The 21,345-nt window shown below is 71.4% G+C and carries 21 protein-coding genes; 9 read left to right on the top strand and 12 right to left on the bottom strand.

The features are described 5' to 3' along the window. The first annotated feature begins 37 nt into the window (after positions 1-37). Complete coding sequence (locus AC3X7Z_RS03800; protein ID WP_489975053.1) at positions 38-2,764, top strand: beta-glucosidase family protein; 2,727 nt, start codon at positions 38-40, stop codon at positions 2,762-2,764. A 47-nt stretch (positions 2,765-2,811) separates the two neighbouring features. Further along, complete coding sequence (locus AC3X7Z_RS03805) at positions 2,812-4,266, top strand: right-handed parallel beta-helix repeat-containing protein (protein WP_489975054.1); 1,455 nt, start codon at positions 2,812-2,814, stop codon at positions 4,264-4,266. On the opposite strand, the gene AC3X7Z_RS03810 is transcribed toward AC3X7Z_RS03805, so the two are convergent. From AC3X7Z_RS03810 to AC3X7Z_RS03820, 3 genes are read right to left on the bottom strand one after another with little or no spacing between them, the layout of a single operon-like run. Continuing rightward, positions 4,252-4,770, bottom strand: coding sequence for a GNAT family N-acetyltransferase (locus tag AC3X7Z_RS03810; protein ID WP_489975055.1), 519 nt, complete (start codon positions 4,768-4,770; stop codon positions 4,252-4,254). The two genes, AC3X7Z_RS03805 and AC3X7Z_RS03810, sit on opposite strands and share 15 nt — an antisense overlap. Further along, positions 4,767-5,303, bottom strand: a complete 537-nt coding sequence (locus tag AC3X7Z_RS03815; RefSeq protein WP_186342739.1) for a DinB family protein — start codon at positions 5,301-5,303, stop codon at positions 4,767-4,769. The genes AC3X7Z_RS03810 and AC3X7Z_RS03815 overlap by 4 nt, the downstream gene beginning before the upstream one ends. Positions 5,304-5,325: 22 nt before the next feature. After that, on the bottom strand, positions 5,326-5,868 hold the full coding sequence (locus AC3X7Z_RS03820) for a hypothetical protein (protein WP_489975056.1): 543 nt from the start codon (positions 5,866-5,868) through the stop codon (positions 5,326-5,328). A gap of 52 nt (positions 5,869-5,920) precedes the next feature. Here AC3X7Z_RS03820 and AC3X7Z_RS03825 point away from each other — a divergent pair, with 52 nt between their 5' ends. Further along, positions 5,921-6,283: a YchJ family protein gene (locus AC3X7Z_RS03825; protein ID WP_489975381.1), complete on the top strand. Its 363-nt coding sequence runs from the start codon at positions 5,921-5,923 to the stop codon at positions 6,281-6,283. Positions 6,284-6,333: 50 nt separating this feature from the next. Here the strand turns inward: AC3X7Z_RS03825 and AC3X7Z_RS03830 are convergent, their stop codons facing one another. From AC3X7Z_RS03830 to AC3X7Z_RS03870, 9 genes are all read right to left on the bottom strand, one after another. Next, the gene (locus AC3X7Z_RS03830; protein ID WP_241005198.1) at positions 6,334-8,706 is read right to left on the bottom strand and encodes a transketolase-like TK C-terminal-containing protein; all 2,373 of its coding nucleotides are present in this window, start codon (positions 8,704-8,706) and stop codon (positions 6,334-6,336) included. Positions 8,707-8,748: 42 nt separating this feature from the next. After that, positions 8,749-9,702, bottom strand: coding sequence for a fumarylacetoacetate hydrolase family protein (locus AC3X7Z_RS03835; protein WP_186342736.1), 954 nt, complete (start codon positions 9,700-9,702; stop codon positions 8,749-8,751). A 16-nt stretch (positions 9,703-9,718) separates the two neighbouring features. Then, positions 9,719-10,912 (bottom strand): CaiB/BaiF CoA transferase family protein, encoded by a 1,194-nt coding sequence (locus AC3X7Z_RS03840; RefSeq protein WP_489975057.1) that lies wholly within the window; start codon positions 10,910-10,912, stop codon positions 9,719-9,721. Then, complete coding sequence (locus AC3X7Z_RS03845) at positions 10,909-11,688, bottom strand: enoyl-CoA hydratase (RefSeq protein WP_186342734.1); 780 nt, start codon at positions 11,686-11,688, stop codon at positions 10,909-10,911. Before AC3X7Z_RS03845 ends, AC3X7Z_RS03840 begins: the two co-directional genes overlap by 4 nt. A 20-nt stretch (positions 11,689-11,708) precedes the next feature. Beyond that, complete coding sequence (locus tag AC3X7Z_RS03850) at positions 11,709-13,211, bottom strand: tripartite tricarboxylate transporter permease (RefSeq protein WP_186342733.1); 1,503 nt, start codon at positions 13,209-13,211, stop codon at positions 11,709-11,711. 3 nt (positions 13,212-13,214) lie between these two features. Then, positions 13,215-13,811, bottom strand: a complete 597-nt coding sequence (locus AC3X7Z_RS03855; RefSeq protein ID WP_186342732.1) for a tripartite tricarboxylate transporter TctB family protein — start codon at positions 13,809-13,811, stop codon at positions 13,215-13,217. Further along, complete coding sequence (locus AC3X7Z_RS03860; RefSeq protein ID WP_489975058.1) at positions 13,808-14,776, bottom strand: tripartite tricarboxylate transporter substrate binding protein; 969 nt, start codon at positions 14,774-14,776, stop codon at positions 13,808-13,810. Before AC3X7Z_RS03860 ends, AC3X7Z_RS03855 begins: the two co-directional genes overlap by 4 nt. Before the next feature lie 44 nt (positions 14,777-14,820). Continuing rightward, on the bottom strand, positions 14,821-15,213 hold the full coding sequence (locus tag AC3X7Z_RS03865; protein ID WP_489975059.1) for a thioesterase family protein: 393 nt from the start codon (positions 15,211-15,213) through the stop codon (positions 14,821-14,823). Between the two features lie 61 nt (positions 15,214-15,274). Further along, on the bottom strand, positions 15,275-16,564 hold the full coding sequence (locus AC3X7Z_RS03870) for a CaiB/BaiF CoA transferase family protein (RefSeq protein ID WP_489975060.1): 1,290 nt from the start codon (positions 16,562-16,564) through the stop codon (positions 15,275-15,277). Positions 16,565-16,799: 235 nt separating this feature from the next. Here AC3X7Z_RS03870 and AC3X7Z_RS03875 point away from each other — a divergent pair, with 235 nt between their 5' ends. The 6 genes from AC3X7Z_RS03875 to AC3X7Z_RS03900 are packed head-to-tail and all read left to right on the top strand — an operon-like array spanning position 16,800 to position 21,264. Continuing rightward, positions 16,800-17,597: a GntR family transcriptional regulator gene (locus tag AC3X7Z_RS03875; protein WP_186342729.1), complete on the top strand. Its 798-nt coding sequence runs from the start codon at positions 16,800-16,802 to the stop codon at positions 17,595-17,597. Further along, the gene (locus AC3X7Z_RS03880; RefSeq protein ID WP_186342728.1) at positions 17,597-18,037 is read left to right on the top strand and encodes an FAS1-like dehydratase domain-containing protein; all 441 of its coding nucleotides are present in this window, start codon (positions 17,597-17,599) and stop codon (positions 18,035-18,037) included. The genes AC3X7Z_RS03875 and AC3X7Z_RS03880 overlap by 1 nt, the downstream gene beginning before the upstream one ends. Continuing rightward, positions 18,034-18,441, top strand: coding sequence for a MaoC/PaaZ C-terminal domain-containing protein (locus tag AC3X7Z_RS03885; RefSeq protein ID WP_489975061.1), 408 nt, complete (start codon positions 18,034-18,036; stop codon positions 18,439-18,441). The genes AC3X7Z_RS03880 and AC3X7Z_RS03885 overlap by 4 nt, the downstream gene beginning before the upstream one ends. Then, complete coding sequence (locus AC3X7Z_RS03890) at positions 18,438-19,358, top strand: hypothetical protein (RefSeq protein WP_489975062.1); 921 nt, start codon at positions 18,438-18,440, stop codon at positions 19,356-19,358. Before AC3X7Z_RS03885 ends, AC3X7Z_RS03890 begins: the two co-directional genes overlap by 4 nt. Further along, positions 19,355-19,897, top strand: a complete 543-nt coding sequence (locus AC3X7Z_RS03895; protein ID WP_186342725.1) for a gamma carbonic anhydrase family protein — start codon at positions 19,355-19,357, stop codon at positions 19,895-19,897. Before AC3X7Z_RS03890 ends, AC3X7Z_RS03895 begins: the two co-directional genes overlap by 4 nt. Continuing rightward, positions 19,894-21,264 (top strand): FAD-binding oxidoreductase, encoded by a 1,371-nt coding sequence (locus tag AC3X7Z_RS03900; RefSeq protein WP_186342724.1) that lies wholly within the window; start codon positions 19,894-19,896, stop codon positions 21,262-21,264. The genes AC3X7Z_RS03895 and AC3X7Z_RS03900 overlap by 4 nt, the downstream gene beginning before the upstream one ends. Positions 21,265-21,345: the final 81 nt, after the last annotated feature.

Consider the following 21,345-nt stretch of genomic DNA (forward strand, 5'->3'; position numbering starts at 1 on the left):
GTGATCCACGTCACGCCAACGATCGGGGACGTAGCTCATGAAGAAGACACTCATCAGCGCGCTTTCCGCGCTCGCCCTCGTGGTCGTGACCACGGGGGCCACCCTCGGCATCCAACGGTCGGCTGCGGGACAGGCGGACCTCCCCTGGATGAACACCGCGCTCTCACCGACGCAGCGCACCGAGCTGCTGCTGGACGCGATGACGCTCGACCAGAAGCTCCAGCAGATCTTCAACCAGCCCTTCTACAACGACGACCTCGACGACGGCGTCCCGGGCAACGGCAAGGGGTGCGACTTCACCCAGATCGGCCGCCACATCGAGGGCATCCCGGAGCTGGCGATCCCCGACTTCCGGATGGCCAACGGCGGCACCGGCATCCGCGGGGGCGACTGCCTCCCGGAGCCGACCGCGACGGCACTGCCCGCCCAGATCTCGTCGGCGGCGACGTTCAGCCGACCCCTCGGAGACCGTTGGGGCCAGGTGCTCGACCTGGAGCTGCGGGCCTGGGCCCACCAGGTGCTGTGGGGACCGGTGCTCAACCTGATCCGCACGCCCTACGGCGGGCGCAACAACGAGTTCTTCAGCGAGGACCCCTACCTGACCGGCGTGCTCGCGTCGAAGATCATCAGCGGCATCCAGGCGCGCGGGGTGAGCCAGGCGACCGCCAAGCACTTCGTCGCCAACGACTCCGAGTTCCAGTTCGAGCGGTGGACCGCGGCGATCCGGGTCCCCTCACGGGCGATGCACGAGCTCTACCTGCTGCCGTTCGAGATGGCCGTCAAGGACGCCAAGGTCGCTTCCGTGATGTGCGCCTACGGCTACGTCAACTTCAGCTACAACTGCGAGAGCGCGCCCCTGCTGCGCCAGACCCTGCGTGACGACTGGGGCTTCGACGGCTACGTGTTCTCCGACCGGCGCGCCCAGCAGAGCACGGTGCCCTCGATCCTCGCCGGCACCGACGTCGAGGTCGACGAGGCACCCGAGTGGTACGCGCCCGACCTGGTGAAGGCAGCGATCGCCGCCGGCCAGGTCACCGAGGCCGACATCGACGACATGCTCCGAGACCGTTACATCAAGATGTTCCAGTTCGGCGACTTCGACGACCCGGCCACGTCCTTCGGCTGGGACCAGCTCCAGGACGAGCTGGCCAAGGGTGGTCCGCACGCGCAGGTCGCCAAGGACGCTGCCGCGGAGAGCCTGGTGCTCCTGCGCAACGAGCGCAAGCAGCTGCCGCTCGACGCCAGGGCGATCGACTCGGTGGCGCTGATCGGCCCCAAGTGGTTCGCCGGCGAGGCGACCCTGCCGCCGCGCAGCGGTGACCGGACGCGCAACATCTCCGTCAACGCGCCGTACGAGGTCACGCCCCAGGAGGGCCTGCAGAACACGTTGCGCAGCCTCGGAGCCGGAGACGCCACGGTCACCTACAACAACGCCACCAACATCGGCAACGCCATCGCCCTGGCCCAGAGGTCCGACGTGACCATCCTGATGGTCGGCGACGTCGCCCGCGAGACGTGGGACAAGAACAGCAACTACCAGGACGAGAACCCGGGCGGCAACGTCTCGGGTGCCGGCAACGAGATCCCCGACCTGGACCTGCCCACGGTGCAGGGCACCGACCAGCAGGAGCTGATCCCCCGCATGCTCGACGCGGTCCCCGACACGGTGATGGTGCTGAAGACCCAGGGGCAGGTGAACATGCCCTGGATCAACAAGGTCGACACCCTGGTGGAGGCGTGGTACCCGGGCCAGGAGGACGGCAACGTCGTGGCCGACGCGCTCTTCGGGGTCACCAACTTCTCCGGCAAGCTCCCGGTGACCTTCGGGCGTACCGACCGCGAGGCGGCCTACCAGACCAAGGAGCAGTACCCGGGCTACCAGGAGGACACGGGAGTCGACGGCGGCATCGGTCGCGACCCGATCCCCGGGGCGCCGCAGCGGGTGGTCCGCTACACCGAAGGGCTCAAGATGGGCTACCGGTGGTACCAGGCGACCGGCACCCAGCCGCTGTTCCCCTTCGGCTACGGGCTGTCCTACACGACCTTCGGCTACAGCAACCTCGACGTGGCCAAGATCCGCCAGGACCGGCGTACGACCGGTCTGAGGGTCAGCTACACCGTGACCAACACCGGCAGCGTCGCCGGCAAGGAGGCCTCGCAGGTCTACCTGAGGCTGCCACGTGACGCCCACGAGAACTTCAACCGCCTCGTGGAGTTCCAGAAGGTCAGCCTCGCCCCCGGTGAGAGCAACCGCGTCACGGTGGTCCTGGACGCCAGGGCGTCCAACCACCCGTTCTCCTACTACGTGCCCGACGATCCCGACGACCTCAAGCTGTGGGCGGACGGCGAGTGGAGGACGCCGGACGGCGACTTCACGATCTTCGTCGGCGGCTCGTCCGAGGATCTCCCGCTGCGACGGACGGTGGATCTCCGCGACCTGGCCACCACCCCCTCGAGCACCAAGGCGCCGTCGCGGATCAAGAAGCCGACCGTGCGCCCGAAGCGGGTGACGACGAAGACCCGGGCGCGCATCAAGTTCGCCGTCGTCTCGGGCGGACAGCCCGCCGCAGGCAAGGTCCGCGTCCGGCAGGGCGGGGGCGTGATCGGGCGCGCCACCCTCGACCGACGCGGAATCGCGAAGGTCAGGATCTCGCGGCTCAAGGCGGGCAAGCGCAAGGTCAAGCTCGTCTACCTCGGGTCCGAGGTCTCGCAGCGAGCCACCCGGACGCTCGTGATCCGGGTCAAGAAGGCCAGGAGGAGGTAGTCGCAGAGGCCGGCGACGAGCGGGAACGAGCTGGGCCGGCTGTGCCGATGCGTCGCCGGTGCGGGATCGTCCTGGGGCTGCTCGTGCTCACCCTGAGCGCCTGCACCGGGGACGCTCCCGCACCCACGCGCCCGACGCCCGAGGCGACCACCGGCTCCCCGACGGGTCCGCGGGCCGGGCTGGTCGCCACCGACGGGACGCCCGTCGACGTCCCGGTGCCGGACCCGCCGACCGGATCGTCGTACGACGTCACGGAGCTGGACGCCGACCCGGAGCCGGGCACCGGTGACGACGCCCCGGCCATCCGGGAGGCGCTGGCCACCGCAGGGGCGGGCGACGAGGTCGTCCTCCCCGCCGGGGTCTACGACCTGCGGTCGACCGACCCCGACGACGCGGAGGCCAACCTGCTGCTCCCCGACGGCGTGCGGCTGCGCGGGGCCGGGCAGGGCGCCACCGTGCTGCGCACCTCGCTCGACGGCGAGGACGACAGCGCCGTCGTCCGTGCGATGGGCGTGCACGACGCCGCCGTCGCGGGTCTCACCATCAGCTCCGAGCACACCGGGGCGCTCGGCACCGACCCCGACGACGAGGGCCCGGGAGGTGGGCCCATGTATGGCGTGCAGATCGGCGACGGCAGCCGACGGATCCTGGTCGAGGACGTCTCCGTGGAGCTGTTCCAGCGCCACGGCATCACCCTCAAGGGCACCCGCGAGGTGACGGTGACCGGCTGCCGGGTCGCCGACGCCACCAGCGTCGGCCCGGGCGGGTCGGGCTACGGCATCGCCGTGGAGGGCATGGCCGACCAGCGCGACCCCGACGCCGGCGACGACTCACGGCACAACGTGGTGGTGGACAACCACCTGGACGGCACGCACCTGCGGCACGGCATCCTGCTGCAGTTCCCCACGCACAACAACCTGATCGCGGGCAACACCATCGACGGGGGTGTGCTGGACGCGATCGACCTGCACGGCGAGGGCGAGTACCTCAACGAGATCCGCGACAACACGGTCACCGACGTCCCCGCCGCCGCGGTGGCACTGGGCAACTCCGGAGGCGAGAAGCACCGGCACGACGCGAGCGGTGAGGGCAACTGGGTCCACGACAACAGGCTGGTGGGCAACCTCCAGGGGGTGCTCGTCATCCTCGGCACCCCGGACACCCTCGTCGAGGACAATGACATCGTCGGCAGCCGCGGCTCCGCGGTGGGCATCGAGCTGCGCAACGCACCCGGGACGGTCGTGCGCGACAACTCCGTCGCCGGGGGCGACGCCGACTTCTGGGCGATCGTGGTGACCGAGGACGAGGGCACCGACGGCCGGGGCGCCGGCGTCGCCACCGACGTGCTGATCGCCGGCAACCGGGTCACCGGCCCTGCGAACGGCATCGACGTCGAGGCCGGACGCGCGATCGAGGTCACCGGCAACTCGGTCGACGTCGACGGCACCCCGGTGCGGGTCTCCCCCGACGCCGAGGTCCGCGGCGTCTCAGGGACGCGATGACACGTGGGGCCGGGCCAGGTCGAGGTACATCACGTGGAGGCCGACCCTGCCGTGGCGGGCACTGTCGAAGGCACGCGGCACCGTGCCCACGACCTCGAAGCCGAGCTGCTGCCACAGGCGGACGGCGGCCACGTTGGTCTCGACGACCGCGTTGAACTGGATGCCGGCGAAGCCCTGCCCGCGGTGCCAGGCCACCATGTCGTCGGCGAGCCGCCGCCCGATACCGCGGCCGCGGGCCGCCGCGTCCACCATGAAGGACGCGGTGCCGACGTGCGCGCCGCGCCCCGGGCGGTTCGGGCCCATCTTGGCGGATCCGAGCACGCGATCGCCCTCCTCGAGGACGGTCACCCGGCTGCCGTCGAACCACCAGCCCCGCGCCTGCTCGGAGGTGGCGCCGAGCGGGTAGGCATAGGTCTCGCCGGCCTCGACGACCTCACGCCAGATCGGCCAGATCGCGGCCCAGTCTGCGTCGGTGGCCTCGCGGACGCCGGTGGGCACGCTCATACGTCGGTCGCGCCGTCGATCGACTGGCGGATGAGGTCGGCGTGGCCGGCGTGGCGGGCGTACTCCTCGACCATGTGCACGAGGACCCAGCGGATCGTGACGGTCTCGCCCTTCTCGGGCGGGCGCCGGCGGGCGACGGGGCGGCCCGGGTCGGGGTCAGCCGTGAGCGCGGCGTCGAGACAGGCGTCGGAGCGCCGGATGGCCGCGGCGAGCAGTCCGTCGAGCTCGGCGTGGGTCTGGCCGGCCGCGCTGTGCCAGTCCCAGTCGGGGTCGTCGCCCCACGGGGCGGTGTCCCACGGCGGAGCCGGCTCGTTGGCCGCGAGGTGGTAGGAGAGCCACCAGTCCTCGACGTAGGCCAGGTGCTTGAGCATCCCACCCAGGGTCAGGTCGCTCGGCGCCAGCGCCTGGTCGAGCTGCGCGTCGGTGAGCCCGCTGGCCTGCAGCCGGACCGTGGCGCGGAAGTGGTCGAGGAAGGACCGCAGCATCGTGGTCTCGTCGGCGCTGAAGGGCGGGTCGGGCCGCTCGATCGTCATGGCACGCGACCCTAGCGGCCGCTCAGAGCACCGGTCCCTCGCCGCGCAGCTTGTCGACCTCGGCCATCGCGTCGCGCAGCTGCTCGAGCCACTCCTCGGCGTGCTCGCCGACGAGCCGCACCGACCACGCGAGCGCGTCGGAGCGGGACCGGGCGACGCCGGCGTCGACGAGCGTGTCGAGCACGCGCCGCTCCGGCTGGCGCAGCCGGGTCATCACCGGCGCGGCGACGTGGGTGAAGAGCGCCTCGGTGTCGCCGATCCGCACCCCCCACGACACCTTGCGCTGGTAGCGGGCCTGGGCCTCGCGCGCGATCTCGATGCGCTCTTCCTTCGTCTCGGCGCGGAAGCGGCCGATGCGGCCCTCCGCCTCGGCACCGCTGAGGTCGTCGGCACCGGACAGGGTGCCGACGACGAGGATCTCCTCGCGGTCGACGGTGACGTCGACCGCGCTGAACCATGCCTCGGGCAGCCGCCCGTGGAACCACTCGGACGCGTCGGAGGCGTCCGGCAGGTCCGCGACCTGCCACCCGCCGCGGCGACCGCGACGGCTCTCATCGTTCTTCATGCATTACATGATTACACCGCAAGTCAAATGATGTCGATATCCTCGCGGCGTGCTGTCCACCCCCTGCCCCTGCGGGTCCGGAGCGACCTACGACGCCTGCTGCGGCCCGCTGCTCGCCAACGTCGCCCAGGCGGCGACGCCGGAGCAGCTCATGCGCTCGCGCTACACCGCCTTCGCCACCGGCGACGCCGACCACCTCTTCCGCACCTGGCACCCGCGCACCCGCCCCGACGACGTCCGTCCCGACCCCGGCACGCGGTGGACCGGCCTGCGGGTCGTGGCCGCCGAGGGCGACACCGTCGAGTTCGTCGCGACCTACGAGGGCGGGCAGGTGCACGAGGTGAGCCGGTTCGAGCGCCGGGCCGGCCGGTGGTGCTACGTCGACGGCGAGGTCGACCGGGACGTCACGCGCTGACGCCGACCACGGCGGGGGCGGCGAGCTGCGGAGGCGACGCCGCGTCGGCCCTACCTGCCGACGATGCCGAGGGCCGCGTCCACGATGTCGGACGTGTCGATCTGGTGCAGGGCGTACGCCTCGGCCAGGCTGCTCGACTGGCCGAAGTCCGTCACACCCAGGCAACGGATGCGGTCGCCACGCACCCCGGCGAGGAACGACAGGGTGTGGGGGTGGCCGTCTTGGACCGTGACCAGCGGTGCCGGGGCGTGCGCCGGGAAGATCTCCCCGACGATGTCGCCGTCGCCCGCCTCGCGGACACCGTGCTGCTGGAAGGACCTGAAGACCAGGTCCGGACTGGTCAGGCACACGAGGCCGGCGGTGACCCCACTGTCGGCCAGCACCTCGGCTGCCGCGATGACCTCGGGCATCATCGCACCCACGCCCACCAGGGTGACGTCGTCGCGACCGGCGGGGTGGGCGCTGAGGCGGTAGCCGCCCGCGATGGCCTGGCGTCGGCGGCGCTCGAGGAGCGACGGCTCCTCGGGCAGCCGGGCGAGCGCCGGGTCGAGCGGCCTGGTGGAGAGGCGGAAGTAGGACGAGGTCCCGCCGGGGATGCCGACCCGGCTGGCGGCGTGGAGGAACGTCCACTCCAGGTCGGAGGCGAACGCCGGCTCCCAGGCGATGCAGCCGGGCTGCTCCAGGCCGATGGAAGGCGTGGTGATGGACTGGTGCGCCCCGCCCTCCGGCGCGAGCGTGACTCCCGAGGGAGTGCCGACGAGGATGGACTGCCCGCCGGCATAGATCCCGTAGGACCACGGCTCGAGCGCGCGGCTGACGAAGGGGTCGTAGATCGTGGCGATCGGGATGAGTCGCTCGCCCCAGCGCGACCACGTGGTGCCCAGCTCGCCGAGGAGTCCGACGAGGTTCACTTCCGCGATGCCGAGCTCGATGTGCTGTCCGGCCTCGCTCTCGGACCACCGCAGCACGCGCTCGCGGTCGTCGGCGAACCAGTCATGGCGCTCCCGCACGGACCACACGCCGGTCTTGTTGATCCACCCGCCCAGGTTGGTGGACGAGGCGACGTCCGGGCTGCAGGTCACCATCCGGGCGGCGACGTCGGGGGCGTCGCGGACGAGGTCGGCGAGCAGGCGTCCCAGCGCCGCCTGGGTGGAGACCGGCTTGCGGTGCGGGTGCCCCAGCGAGGTCGGCACAGCGATCGCGGGGGTGCTGGCCAGCGCGGGGCGGCGCAGCTCGTCGGCACGCCGGGCGCACAGGCGGCCGGCGTCGGAGGTGCTGGGGAAGGTCGCCCAGGGGTCGGCGAGGTCGGTGCCGCAGGCCTCGGCGAGCTGCCGCATCTGCGGCTCGGTCAGCAGGGCGGAGTGGTTGTTGGGGTGGCCCTCGGTCGCCAGCCCGCGGCCCTTGATCGTGTAGGCGAAGACCACCGTGGGGCGGTGGTCGTCGGCACCGTCGAACGTGTCGACGAGCAGCGACAGGTCGTGCCCGCCGAGATCTCGGACGGCGTGAGCGAGGTCCTCGGGGCTCAGGCTCTCGACGAGGTCGCGCAGTGCCGGCGACTCCTGCGCGGCGAGGATGCGCTCGGCGACGCCGGTGTCCGGGACGCGCAGCATCCGCTGGTACTCCTCGTTCGGCATCGCCTCGAGTCGCTGTCGCAGCTCCTGTCCCCCGGGACGCTCGAAGAGCTCGGAGATGAACCGACCCCACTTCAGGGTGACGACCTGCCACCCGGCGGCGGCGAACATGCCGTGCAACCGCTCGATCTGGATGTCGGGCACGATCCGGTCGAGCGACTGGCGGTTGAGGTCGACGACCCACAGCAGCTCTCCGAGCGAGGCGACCTGGGGGTCGGCGACGGCCTCCCAGATGGCGCCCTCATCGAGCTCCGCGTCCCCGAGGAGGCTGACGAAGCGGCCTGCCTCGGGCGTGTCCGGGAAGTGTGAGCGCGCGTAGCGATGGGACACGGCCGCCCACAACGCGGCGGTGGCACCGATGCCGACCGATCCGGTCGAGAAGTCGACGGTGTCGGGGTCCTTGAGCCGGCTCGGGTAGCTCTGCAGGCCGCCCTTCGACCGCAGGGTCGTCAGGTAGGCCGGGTCGAGGTCGCCGAGCAGGTAGTTGATGGCGTGCAGGACCGGGGAGGCGTGGGGCTTCACCGAGACCCGGTCGGTGGGGCCGAGGGTGTGGAACCACAGTGCGACCATGATGTCGACGATGGACGCCGAGGATGACTGGTGCCCGCCGACCTTCACGCCGCTGCTGTTGGGCCGGCCGCGGTTGGCCGCGTCGACGATGGCGGCGGAGAGCCACAGCACGCGCTGCGAGATCGAGCGCAGCACGGCTGCCTGCGCGGCGTCCTCCCCCGGGGCCAGGGGCGCCTGCGCCGAGGCAGCGCCGGTCGTGCCGAAAGGCGGGGCCATGGTCATGCTGGTCTCCTCGGTCATCGTGCGTCGCGTGTCGTCAAGCGTTCAGTGCATCCGAGAAGCGTCGTCGCCACCACGTCCGGTGCGGCTCAGCGCCTCCCTGCGTGAGGGGTCGTCGGCGGCCGACGAGAGCCACTGGATCGTGGAGGACGGGGCCGTCGGGTTGCTGAGGGTGCCGATCTCGTCGATCGTGATCTCGACGAGGTCCCCGGGACGGAGCGTGAAGTCGAGGTCCGGGACGATGCCGGTGCCGGTCGCGAGCACCGCCCCGTCCGGGAGCGCGAGGGCCCGGCCCAGGTGGAGGACGAGGTCGTCGAGCCGACGGTGCATGCGCGCGGTGCTCGTGCGTTCGTCCAGCAGGGTGCGGCCGTCTCGCCGGACGACGAGGCGGATCCCCAGCGCGTGGGCATCGGGCACCTCCCAGGCCGGCCGGACGAGCGCCCCGATCGCGCACGAGCCGTCATACATCTTCGCCTGCGGCAGGTAGAGCGGGTTGTCGCCCTCGATGTCGCGCGACGAGACGTCGTCACAGATCGTGTAGCCCAGGATCTCGCCGCCGGCCGTGACGAGCATCGCGAGCTCGGGCTCGGGCACGGTGAGAGCGGCGTCGGGCCGGACGCCGATCGGCTCACCGTCGGTGACCGTGCGCCAGCCGGGGGCCTTGAAGAACAGCTCCGGCCGCTCGGCGTCGTAGACCCGCGCGTAGACGTCCTGGGACGCGGTGGTCTCCTCGATCCGGGCATCCATCGATCGCTCGTAGGTCACCCCCGCGGCCCACACCTCCATGCGGCCGTCGACCGGCGGGAGCAGCAGGACGTCGTCACGCGAGCAGGCCTCGCCGGCCGGCGGTCGGGTGACCAGGCTCTGGATCTCGGCCACCGGGCGCCGGAGCAGCTCGGCGAAGCCCGAGACGTCGGGCAGCGGCAGCACGTCGTCGTCGACGAGGACGCCGACGCGCTCGCGCCACGTGGCGCGCTCGGCGTAGCGGATCAGGTGCATGGGAGAGGTCCGTCCGTCACTGGCCGACCGAGGAGCTCTCGGCGGCCCAGGCGCGGATCGCGTCGTCGTGCTCGCCGAGCAGCGGGGGCGGGCTGTGGCTGGTCCGGCCCGCCGGCTCCCCCTCGGGGCTCTCGAAGCGGAGCGGGGGCCCGGGCAGCCGGACGGGTCCGAGCGTGGGGTGGTCCACCTCGACCACCAGGCCCTGGCTGATCGTCTGGTCCCATTCGTAGACCTGGTCGATCGTGCGGATCCGGCCCGCCGGGACGCCCGCCTCGTCGAGGCGGGCCAGCCAGGTGTCCGCCGGCGCTGTGGCGAGCCGTTCCTCGATCGCCTCGATCAGCTCCGGGCGGTGGTCGACGCGGAGCCGCGAGGTGGTGAAGCGCGGGTCGTCCGGGTCCAGGCCGAGGCAGCCCGCGAACACGCGCCACTGCTGGTCGTTGCCGACAGCGGCCTGGATCATGCCGTCGGCCGCCCGGAACGACCCGTACGGCGCGATCGCCGGGTGGTGGTTGCCACTGGCCTGCGGCACCTCACCCGCCACGGTCCACCGGGTCCCCTGGAAGGCATGGACGCTCACGATGGCCGCCAGCAGCGAGGTCCGGACCACGGTGCCGCGTCCGGTCCGCTCCCGCGCGGCGAGGGCGGTCGCGACACCGAACGCGCCGTTCATCCCGGCCAGCAGGTCCGCGATGGGTACGCCGACCTTGGTGGGGTGCTGCGGGTCCGGCCCGGTGAGGGACATGAGCCCGCCCTCACCCTGGGCGATCTGGTCGTAGCCCGCGCGGCCACCCTCCGGACCGTCGTGCCCGAACCCGCTGATGGACAGCACGACGAGTCGTGGGTTGATCTCGGCCAGGCGGGTGACCGGGAACCCGAGCCGGTCGAGCACGCCGGGACGGAAGTTCTCGATGAGCACGTCGGCCTTGGCCACCAACGCCGCCAGCGTCGCGCTGTCGGTCGGGGTCTTGAGGTCGAGGCGGACGGACTCCTTGTTGCGGTTGGCCGAGAGGTAGTAGGTCGACACCGGGTCGTCCTCCGGCCCGACGAACGGCGGCCCCCAGCCTCGGGAGTCGTCACCGGTCGCCGTCTCCACCTTGATCACCCGGGCCCCCATGTCGGCGAGCATCATCGCCGCATGTGGACCGGCGAGCGCCCGGGACAGGTCGAGCACCACGGTGCCGGCCAGCGGGCCGGCGACCTCGGTCGTCATCGGCCCTGCCACTCGACCTGCTCCTTGGCGGCGAAGGCCGCGACGGCACGGTGGAAGTCCTCGCTGGCGAAGGCGCGCGCGACGATGTCGTCGCCCTCCGGGATGGTCATCCGGCGGAACCGGCGGACCGCCTCCTTGGCCGCCCACATCGAGATCGGGGCGTGACCGAGCAGGGTCTGCACCACGCCGTCGGTCGCAGAGGACAGCTCGTCCTCGCCGCACAGCTCGGCCACGAATCCCGAGGCGTGCGCCTCCTCGCCCGTGAGCAGCCGCGCCCGCAGCAACAGGTCGAGGGCCACCGACGGACCCACCTGCTGGATCAGGATCGAGTAGTTGTTCATCGACAGGCAGTTGCCGAGCGTCCGGGCGATGGGCAGCCCGAACCGCGCCGAGGGGGTGGCGATCCGGAGGTCGCAGACGCTCGCCAGGCCGAGGCCACCACCGACGCAGAAGCCCTGGATGGCCGCCACGGTCGGGACGTCCACGTCCTCCAGCCGGTTGGTGATGCGAGCGATCTTCTCCTCGTAGGCGACGCCCTGCTCACCCTCGGTGAAGTCGGCGAACTGGCTGATGTCGGTGCCGGCGATGAAGGCCTTGTCGCTGCTGCTGCGCAGCACCATGACCCTGATCTCGGCGTCGGCGTCGGCGCGCTCGCACGCGTCGAACAGTCCTTCGTACATCTCCCACGTCATCGCGTTGCGCTGGCGCGGGCGGTTGAACGTGACGGTGAGGACGGGGCCGTCCTGCTCGACGAGCAGCTGCGGGGCGTCGTTCATGTCGGGGGGTACCTCCGGGGTCACTGGACGGATTCGGTGGCCGCCGCGCGGCGGCCACGGAGCAGACGGGAGAAGATGGCCGGCGCGACCACCTGGAGCAGTGCCAGGCCGAGGACGACCATGACGATCGGCCGCTCGAAGATGATGGCGAGGCTGCCGTCACCCATGGCGGAGGTCTGCACCAGCGCCTTCTCGAACAGCGGGCCGAGCACCAGGCCGAGCACCAGCGGCGCCATCGGCAGGTCCAGCCGCTTCATGAAGTAGCCGACGATCCCGAAGATCAGCACGACCCAGACGCTGAACATGCTGTTGGTGACGGAGTACGCGCCGATGAAGCTGGTGAGCAGGATCAGCGGGTACATGTACCCGTAGGGCACGCGCAGGATCTGCGCGAAGACCGGCGCCAGGGGCAGGTTGAGCAGCAGCAGGATCACGTTGCCGATGAAGAACGAGGCGATCAGGCCCCACACCAGCTCGGGCTGCTCGTCGAAGAGCAGCGGCCCGGGCCGGATGCCGTTCATCAGGAACGCACCGAGCAGCACGGCAGTCGTGGCACCGCCGGGGATGCCGAGGGTCAGCGTCGGCACGAAGTTGGCGTTCGCCGCGGCGTTGTTGGCGGCCTCGGGGGCGGCGACGCCCTCGATCGCGCCCTTGCCGAACTCGGCCTTGTTCTTCGACACGTTCTTCTCGATGCCGTAGGCCATGAACGAGGCGAGCGTCGAGCCGGCACCCGGCAGGACGCCGAACGCGAAGCCGAGGAAGCTGCCGCGGAGGATGGCGCCACGGGACCGCAGCAGGTCGGCCTTCGTGATCATCAGCTCCCTGAAGCCCGCCCGGATGGGCCGCGCGGCTCCTTCATGGATCTGGTTCAACACCTCGCCGACCGCGAAGAGACCGATCATCACCTCCACGAACGGGATGCCCGAGAGCAGGTAGATGGAGTCGAACGTGTAGCGGGCGGTGCCGCTGCCGGTGTCGACGCCGACGCAGGCGATGAGGAGTCCGACGAGCGCCATGAGCAGGCCGAGCAGGCGGTTGTCGCCGGCGAAGCTGATGATCGTCGCGAGGCCGAGGACCATCACGGCCATCATCTCCGGCGGGCCGAACTTCAACGCCCACTGGGCGAACGGCGGAGCCAGCAGGATGAGCAGCACGAGCGAGATGATCGCCGCGACGAACGAGCCGATGGCCGCGATGGCCAGCGCTGCTCCGGCGCGTCCCTGTTTCGCCATCTGGTAGCCGTCGAGCGTGGTCACCACGCTCGCCGCCTCGCCCGGTGTGGAGATGAGGACGGACGTGATGGTGCCGCCGTACTGCGAGCCGTAGTAGATGCCGGCGAGCATGATCACCGCCGTGACCGGCTCGAAGGCGAGAGTCAGGGGCAGCAGCACGGCGACGCCGGTGGTGGATCCCAGTCCGGGGAGGACGCCGATCACGGTGCCCATGAAGACCCCGACGAAGCACCAGAGCAGGTTCTCGGGGGTCAGCGCCGTCTGGAAGCCCAGCATGAGGTTGTCGAGCATCTGCTAACCACCTATCCCGATAGCGCCGGCTGGGAGGGGAACGTTGAGGACGACCGAGAACACGAGGTAGATCACCAGCACGGACACCGCCGAGATGATGACCGACGAGAGCCAGGGACGGCGCTCGACCACGATCGAGGCGAAGAGGCTGAACAGCCCCAGGGCGCCCAGGAGGCCGACCACGGGGACGAGCAGGAGTGCGACCACCAACGCCACGGTCACGATCTGCAGCTGTCGCATCCGTTGCGCCGCCGTCCGACCGAAGATGTCGACGCCACTGTCGGCACTCTCGACGTCGGACCCGGTGTCGGCTGCCGGCCCGGACGCGGGAAGGCTGTCCGGAGCCACCGACTGGGCGACCTCGGCCAGGCCGTGGTCGTGCCGAGTCCGGTGTCCGGTCAACGTCGAGACGAGCAGCCCGGCCGAGATCAGCGTGATGAGACCGCCGAAGACGGCCGGCAGGAGGCCCGGTCCGATCCGGTTGCCCTCGGTGAAGGCGGGGTAGTCGAACGCGGTCAACGTGGCGTAGCCGCCGATCGCGGTGAGGAAGCCGTACGCGACGGCCTCCTCGACCGCGATCCGGCGTGCTGGAGCGCTCACTCGCCCATGACCTCTGCCAGCTGGGAGCTGTTCTCCTCGAGGTAGGTGGAGAACTCGTCGCCACCGGCGGCGTTGGCCTGGAGGAAGTTGTCCTCGATGTAGGTGGTGTACTCGTCGGTCTCGATGGCCGCCTCCATCTGCTCGACCCAGTAGTCCTTGGCCGCGTCACTGATGTCCCCCGGGGCGAGCACGCCGCGGAACTGCGCGAACGACACGTCGATGCCCTGCTCGCTCGCGGTCGGGATGTCCTTCAGCTCGTCGTACTCGTAGCGCTCGTCGGCGTAGGCGCACAGGGCCTTGATGTCGCCGGACTCGAGCTGCCCGATCACCTCGCCCGGGTTGAGGGAGGCGATGTCGATCTGCTTGCCCAGCAGCGCGGCGGTGAGCTCTCCGCCGGACTCGAACGAGACCCGGTCGAACTCGACGTCGGTCTGCTGCTCGGTCAGGGTGAACACCACGTTGTCGAGGCCGGTGGCCCCGCTGATCCCGGCCACGATCCGGTCGCTCTTGGCCGCGTCGACGACATCCGCGCAGGTCTCGTAGGGAGCGTCCGCACGGGTCACCATCAGGGTGAAGTCGTCGGCGATCTTCATGATCGGCGTGAAGTCCTCGTAGGTCCACTTGACGACGCCGCTCAGCGGCAGCGCGAGCAACGCGGTCTCCGAGGCGAGGAGGTACTGCTCGTTGCCGGACTGACCCTGGAGCTGGGCGTACCCGACGGCGCCCGAGCCTCCGTCGCGGTTCTCGACGTTGATGTTGAGGTCGTCGTTGGCCGCCTCCATGGCGGCGGCCGTGGCACGGCCGGCAAGGTCGCTGCCGCCGCCGGCGGCGAACGGGATGAGCATGGTGACGTCGCCGTCGAGGGTGAACTCCCCCTCGGCGTCACTGCCGCCACTTCCGCCACAGGCGGTGAGCAGGCTGAGCACGGCGGCGGCCGCAAAGGTCGTACGGATGGTGGGCTTCACGTGGAGCTCCTTCAATGGGTGACGCTGAGAGGGTGGGGTGTTGTTTAGCCGAGTCGGGTGGACTTCTGCGCGAGCCGGTCCTCGAAACCGGGCACGTCGACGATGAAGCGCTCGTGCGTCCCCGTGCCGATCTCCTCGAGGTCGTCGACGACCTTGATCGAGAAGACGACGCGACGGCGGTCGACCTCGGTGACAGTGGCTGTCGCCGTCACCTTCTGCCCGAGCAGCGTGGCCGCGGTGTGTGCGACCTCGACCTTGGTGCCGACGCTGGCCTGGTCGTCGCGCAGGTAGGGCGCGAGCGCCTCGATCGCGGCCTCCTCGAGGAGGAGCACCAGGTTGGGGGTGGAGAAGATGTCGAAGCGGCCGCGCCGGGTGGTGTGCTGCATCTCGACGGTGCGCACCAGGACGCCTTCGGTGCCGGGGGCAAGCTCTGTCATCGGGTCGTTCTCCTCGTGTGGGTCTGGGCGTTGGTGCGGGAAGGTCGGTGCGTGTGGGGCATCAGTCGGTCGGCGGCTGCGGCGAGCCCGCCGGGCGGCGCGGCGGGGGGCCGGTGCGCGTCGGGTCGACGACCACGCCCGCCTCGGCCAGTGCGGTGACCTCGGCGTCGGAGAACCCCCCCACCTCCTCGAGCGCGGCGCGGGTGTCCTGGCCGAGGAGGGGCCCGGCGTTGCCGCGCCGTGCCGGTGTCCGAGACATCCGCATCGGTGACCCGAGCTGCCGGACCGATCCCATGACCGGGTGCTCGGCGTCCCAGAAGTAGCCACGCTGGTTGAGGTGGTCGTCGTTGAAGACCTGCTCGTAGTTCGCGATCGGCGCGCAGGGCACACCGGCCGCGTCGAGCCGCTCGATGACCTCGTCGGTGGTGAGGGTGGCGGTGACGGCCTCGATGGACGGGATGAGGGTGGGTCGGTGCGCGTGCCGGTCGGACGCGCTCGCGTAGCGCTCGTCCTCGAGCAGCGCGCCGAGGTCGAGTGCGCGGCAGAAGGCCTCCCAGGTCTTGGGAGTGACCGCGCCGACCGTGACGTGGCCGTCGGACGTGCGTACGGCCTGGTAGGGGGCGGTGCTCTGGTGGGCGGACCCCAGCGGGGCACCGACCTCGCCGGTCGCGAAGTACTTGCCCGCCTCCCAGATCGCGAACGAGACCCCGGCCTCGAGGAGCGAGACGTCGAGGTGCTGGCCCTCGCCGTCGATGTCGCGCTGCCGGAGGGCGGCGAGCACGGCCATCGAGACGTACATCGCGCAGACGAGGTCGCAGATCGGGACCCCGATCTTCACCGGGTCACCGTCGGCGGTCCCGGTGATGCTCATCAGCCCGCCGCGGGCCTGCGCCATGATGTCGAGCCCCGGCAGCATGGCCAGGGGTCCGTCCTGCCCCCAGCCCGAGGCGGAGGCATAGATGAGGCGCGGGTTGAGCTGTCGCAGCTCGTCGTAGCCGAGACCGAGCCGCTGCATCGTGCCCGGCCGCAGGTTCTCCACCAGGACGTCCGCGCCCTCGACCAGCCGGCGGAACGCCGCCAGCCCGTCGGGATGCTTCAGGTCGAGGCCGACCGACTCCTTGTTGCGGTTGAGCCGGGCGAACGGGGAGCTCTCACCGGCGACGAAGGGGCCGGTGGCACGCACCGGGTCGCCGCCCGTGGCCGGGTTCTCCACCTTCAGCACCCGGGCACCGAGGTCGGCGAGGTGCATCGTGGCGAACGGGGCAGCCATGAATGCCCCCACCTCGAGGACAACGATGCCGTCGAGCGGCCCGGATCCCTTCGTGGTGGGTGGTGATGCGGGGGTGGTCATCGGCTGTCCGATCTCTTCTGGAAGCGGCGGAATCCTGGCGTCCGGGTGTCCGACCGGCCCGCGAGAGGCCTTGCCTTGTCGACCCGCGACGGAATACTGTCTACAGAACATCAGCCGCTGTGGCAAGCATCACAAGGGAATTCATGTGAAGTGCCGCACTGCCGCGACCGTCGCGGCCGGGCTGCGGCACACGGTCGAACCGCCGTGCCGACCGGATCGTGCGAGAGGGTGAGTCATGAGTCCACACCAGGAACCTGCGGGCGCCGAACGGCGCATCGCCGCGCCACCCACGATGTCCGTGCTCGCCGCCGAGGCGCTCCGCTCCATGATCCTCAGCGGTGAGCTGCTGCCCGGCGACCGACTCCCGGAGAACACCCTGACCGCCCAGCTGGGCGTCAGTCGCTCGCCCCTGCGGGAGGCGATGGCCGTGCTCGAGCAGGAGGGTCTGATCGTGCAGGCGCCCCGGCGCGGTGCGATCGTCAGGCCGCTCACGGCCCACGACATCTACGAGATCTACACCCTGCGCGCCGAGCTCGAGACGCTCGCCGTCCAGCTCGGCGTCCCCGTGGTGGAGCAGAGCCGTCTGGACCGGCTGCGCGCCGCCTACGCCGACCTCGAGGCCACCACCGGCGTCGACCAGGAGGAGCACACCAGGCACGCGTTCGCGTTCCACCTCGCCCTCGTGGGGCTGGCGGGCCACAGTCGGATCGAGGAGACCTACCGGTCCCTGTCGTTGCAGATGCAGCTCTGCATGGCGATGAACCGGCGCGCGCGGGCCGGCCTGGAGTCCATCGCGGAGGATGCCGTCCGACACCGACCCCTGCTCGACCTCGCGGTGGCCGGGGACCGCGACGGGTTGCTCGAGGTGCTCCGCGACCACGGCCAGCGCACCTTCCTCCTCGATGCCGAGGAGCTCCTCGGCGGGAACTCGCCCCAGTCGGAGGCCTGGTTCGCAGAGGTCCGCGCGCAGCTGGAGTCGTCCGCTCAGGACGCTCCGGACACGCCGGACGACGCTCCCGGGCAGGGCGCGTGATGGCGGCCGGCAGGCCCGCGGAGGCGGGCACGGACAGTCCCGCGCTGACCCGGCTCCGCGAGGCCGTGGGCTGGCAGGGCCCCCAGCGCGTCGACGTGATCGAACGACGACACCTCGCCGACTACCGCCGCACCCTCGGCCTGGACCCACAAGGCACCGACGTCCCGTTGACGATCTGCGCCTGCTTCCTGTCCGAGCCCCCGCCGATGCCGGCGGCCGAGGCCTACGGGCTCGGCTGGATCAACGGCGGTGACCGCTTCGAGTACGCCGGGCCGCGGCTCACCCTCGGGGACGAGCTGCGCTCTCGCCTGACCTTCACGGCCGTGAGCGAGAAGCACGGCCGCAGCGGGACGTTGGCCGTGCTCACCTTCGAGACCGAGTTCGTCCGCCCGGACGACACGGTCGCCGTCCGCCACATCGGGACGAGGATCCGCCGATGACCGACGCCACGCCCGAGCGCTTCGAACGCGCCCACACCGCCTCGCTGCGCACCCTCGTCCAGTACGCCGGGTCCAGCGGTGACTTCTACGAGATGCACTACGACCTGCCCTTCGCGCACGAGCGCGGCCACCCCGAGCTGTCCGTCCACGGGCTGCTGAAGGCGGCATGGCTCGGACAGCTCGTCGACGACTGGTTCGCAGGCCGGGGCCGGGTCACCTCGTTCGAGGTCTCCTACCGCGGGATGGACTTCCGCGACCAGGCGGTGGCCTGCGGCGGCGAAGTGACTCGGCGGGAGGGCTCCACGGTCGAGCTCGCGCTCTGGACACGCAACGGCGACGGCGACATCACGACGACCGGCGCCGCCACGATCGAGCTCGACGACCCCTCAGGGAGCAACGCATGACCTTGGACCAGATCAGGACGCTGGTGGCCGGCCTCGGGCACCCGGTGGTGACCGGCGAGCCGGAGTCGGCGGGCCGGTTCCCCGACGGGCGCCGGTACCGCATCGAGATCCCGAGCTGTGAAGGGCCGGCCGTGATGGCGGCGGTGCTGGAGGAGGCCACCACCCGCGGGGTCCCCATCGACCGCATCTCCCAGGGCAGCGGCATCATGATGCTCACCGACGACGAGATCACCGCGATGGTGGAGCTCGCCCGCGACCACGACGTCGAGGTCTGCCTCTTCCTCGGTCCGCGCGGCGCCTGGGACACCGGCGCGCAGGCCAAGGTCTCGGCCGCCGTCGGTGGCGCCGCCCGCGGCAACGCGGCGGTCGGCGCCTCGCTGGCCGACGCCGTCCGCGCCTGCGACCTGGGCGTGCGCAGCCTGCTCGTCGGTGACCTCGGCGTCCTCGAGCTGCTCGGCCGGATGAAGGCCGCCGGCGACCTCCCGTCCGACCTGGTCCTCAAGACCTCGGTGCTGATGCCGCTGGGCAACGGACCCACGGCGGCGCTCTACGAGCGGGCGGGCGCCACGAGCCTCAACGTGTCCACCGACCTCACCATCGCGCAGCTCGCCGAGATCCGGGCGGCGACGACCGCACCCATCGACATGTACCTCGAGGTCCCCGACGACCAGGGCGGCAGCGTCCGGATGTACGAGGTGGCCGAGGTCGTGCGGGTGGCCGCGCCGGTCTACCTCAAGCTGGGGGTGCGCAACGCCCCCCACATCTACCCCGTCGGGGCACACCTCGCCCGCGTGGCGGTGGACCTGGGCCGGGAGCGGGTCCGCCGGGCCGAGCTCGTCCTGCGGCTGCTGGCCGAGCTGGCCCCCGACCTCCTCGAGCACCCCACCGCCCCCGCCGTCACCGGGACCCGCGCATGAGGGGCGGTCCGCTGCTGGTGACGCTGCGCGGCGTGGCGCCCGTGGTCGAGCCGGGCGCCTGGGTCGCGCCCACCGCGGTGCTCGTGGGCCGCGTGACGGTGCGCGCCGGAGCCAGCATCTGGTTCGGCTCCGTCCTCCGCGCGGAGGAGGGCACGATCGAGGTCGGACCGGACGCCAACATCCAGGACAACTCCGTCCTCCACACCGACGACGGGTTGCACCTCTCCGTGGGCCGCAACACCTCGGTCGGCCACGGCGTCGTGCTGCACGGATGCTCGATCGGCGAGGACGTCGTGGTCGGCATGGGCTCGCGGGTGCTCAACGGGGCGCGGGTCGGCTCCGAGTCGCTCCTCGCCGCGGGAGCAGTCGTGCTCGAGGGCCGGGAGACACCTCCGCGGTCCCTCCTCGCGGGTGTCCCGGCCAAGGTGCGCGGCGAGCTCGACGAGGAGAAGGTCGAGGGCCTGCGCGAGAACGGCCGGATCTATCAGCGGCTGCGAGACGAGTACCTCCTCGCCCTTCCGTGGGACGACGCCCGATGAGCGGCGCGGCGCTCGACGAGCTGATGGCGGCGCTGCCCGCCGACGTGGTGGTCGTCGAACCGGTGACCGTCGAGAACCATCGCCGCGACCGCGCGGACCTGTGCCCGGCCGGGACGCCGCTGGCCCTGGTGCGGCCACGGACGACCGAGCAGGTGCAGGTCGTCATGCGGTGGGCGACCCGACACCGCGTGCCCGTCGTCCCGCAGGGAGCGCGCACCGGCCTCTCCGGTGGCGCGAACGCCGTGGACGGCTGCCTGTTGCTCTCGCTGGCCCGGATGGACGCGATCGTCGAGATCGACCCGCTCGACCAGGTCGCCGTCGTCGAGCCCGGTGTCGTCAACGCGGTCCTGTCGCGTGCTGCCCTCGACGCCGGGCTCTACTACCCGCCCGACCCGTCGTCGTGGGAGGAGTCGACGATCGGCGGCAACATCGCCACGAACGCCGGCGGCCTGTGCTGCGTGAAGTACGGCGTCACCGGCGACTTCGTGCGCGGCCTCGAGGTCGTGCTCGCCGACGGTGAGGTCATCCGCACGGGCCGGCGCACGGTGAAGGGTGTGGCCGGCTACGAGCTGACCAAGCTGCTGGTGGGCTCGGAGGGGACGCTCGGCGTGATCACCCAGGCCACCGTGTCGCTGCGACCGGCTCCCGAGGACGCGCTGACGATGGTCGCGCTCTTCGACGCGGTGCCACCTGCGCTCGAGGCCGCCATGCAGATCATGTCGTCGGGCATCCGGCCCTCCCTGCTCGAGTTCCTCGACGGCCCCTCCATCGCCGCCATCCAGGCCTACCGGGACATGGGCCTGTCGGAGTCGGCGCAGGCCATGCTGCTGCTGCAGTCCGACCGCGGGCCGCTGGCCGCCGACGACGTCACGGCCATGGGCGAGCTGTGCGAGCGGCTCGGCGCCACCGACGTCGCCGTCGCGAGCGACGCGGAGGAGTCGGAGATGCTGCTCGCCGCGCGCCGGATGATCAACCCCGCGGTCGAGCACGTCGGGGCGAGCTTCGTCGACGACGTCGCCGTGCCGCGGGCCAGGCTCGTCGACCTGCTCGACGGCATCGCCGGGATCGCCGCCGAGCACGACGTCCGGATCCTGTGCCCCGGACACATCGGTGACGTCAACATGCACCCCCACGTGGTCTTCGACCGCGGCGATGCCGCGTCCGCAGCCCGGGCCGAGGCCGCGTTCGGCGCGATCATGCAGCTCGCGCTCGAGCTCGGGGGGACCATCACCGGCGAGCACGGCGTCGGGACCTTGAAGAGGCCGTGGCTCGAGCAGGAGATCGGCAGCGTCGGGCTGCGCCTGCAGCGGCGGGTCAAGGAAGCGTTCGACCCGCTCGGCCTCCTCAACCCCGGCAAGGTCGTGTGACCCGCATCCCCAGTCCTGCCCTGCCCCGGGTGACACCACCCGGGCACCCACGCACACCACCAGCACCTCACAGGAGACGGC

It is taken from the genome of Nocardioides sp. Z24_21 (assembly GCF_058134345.1).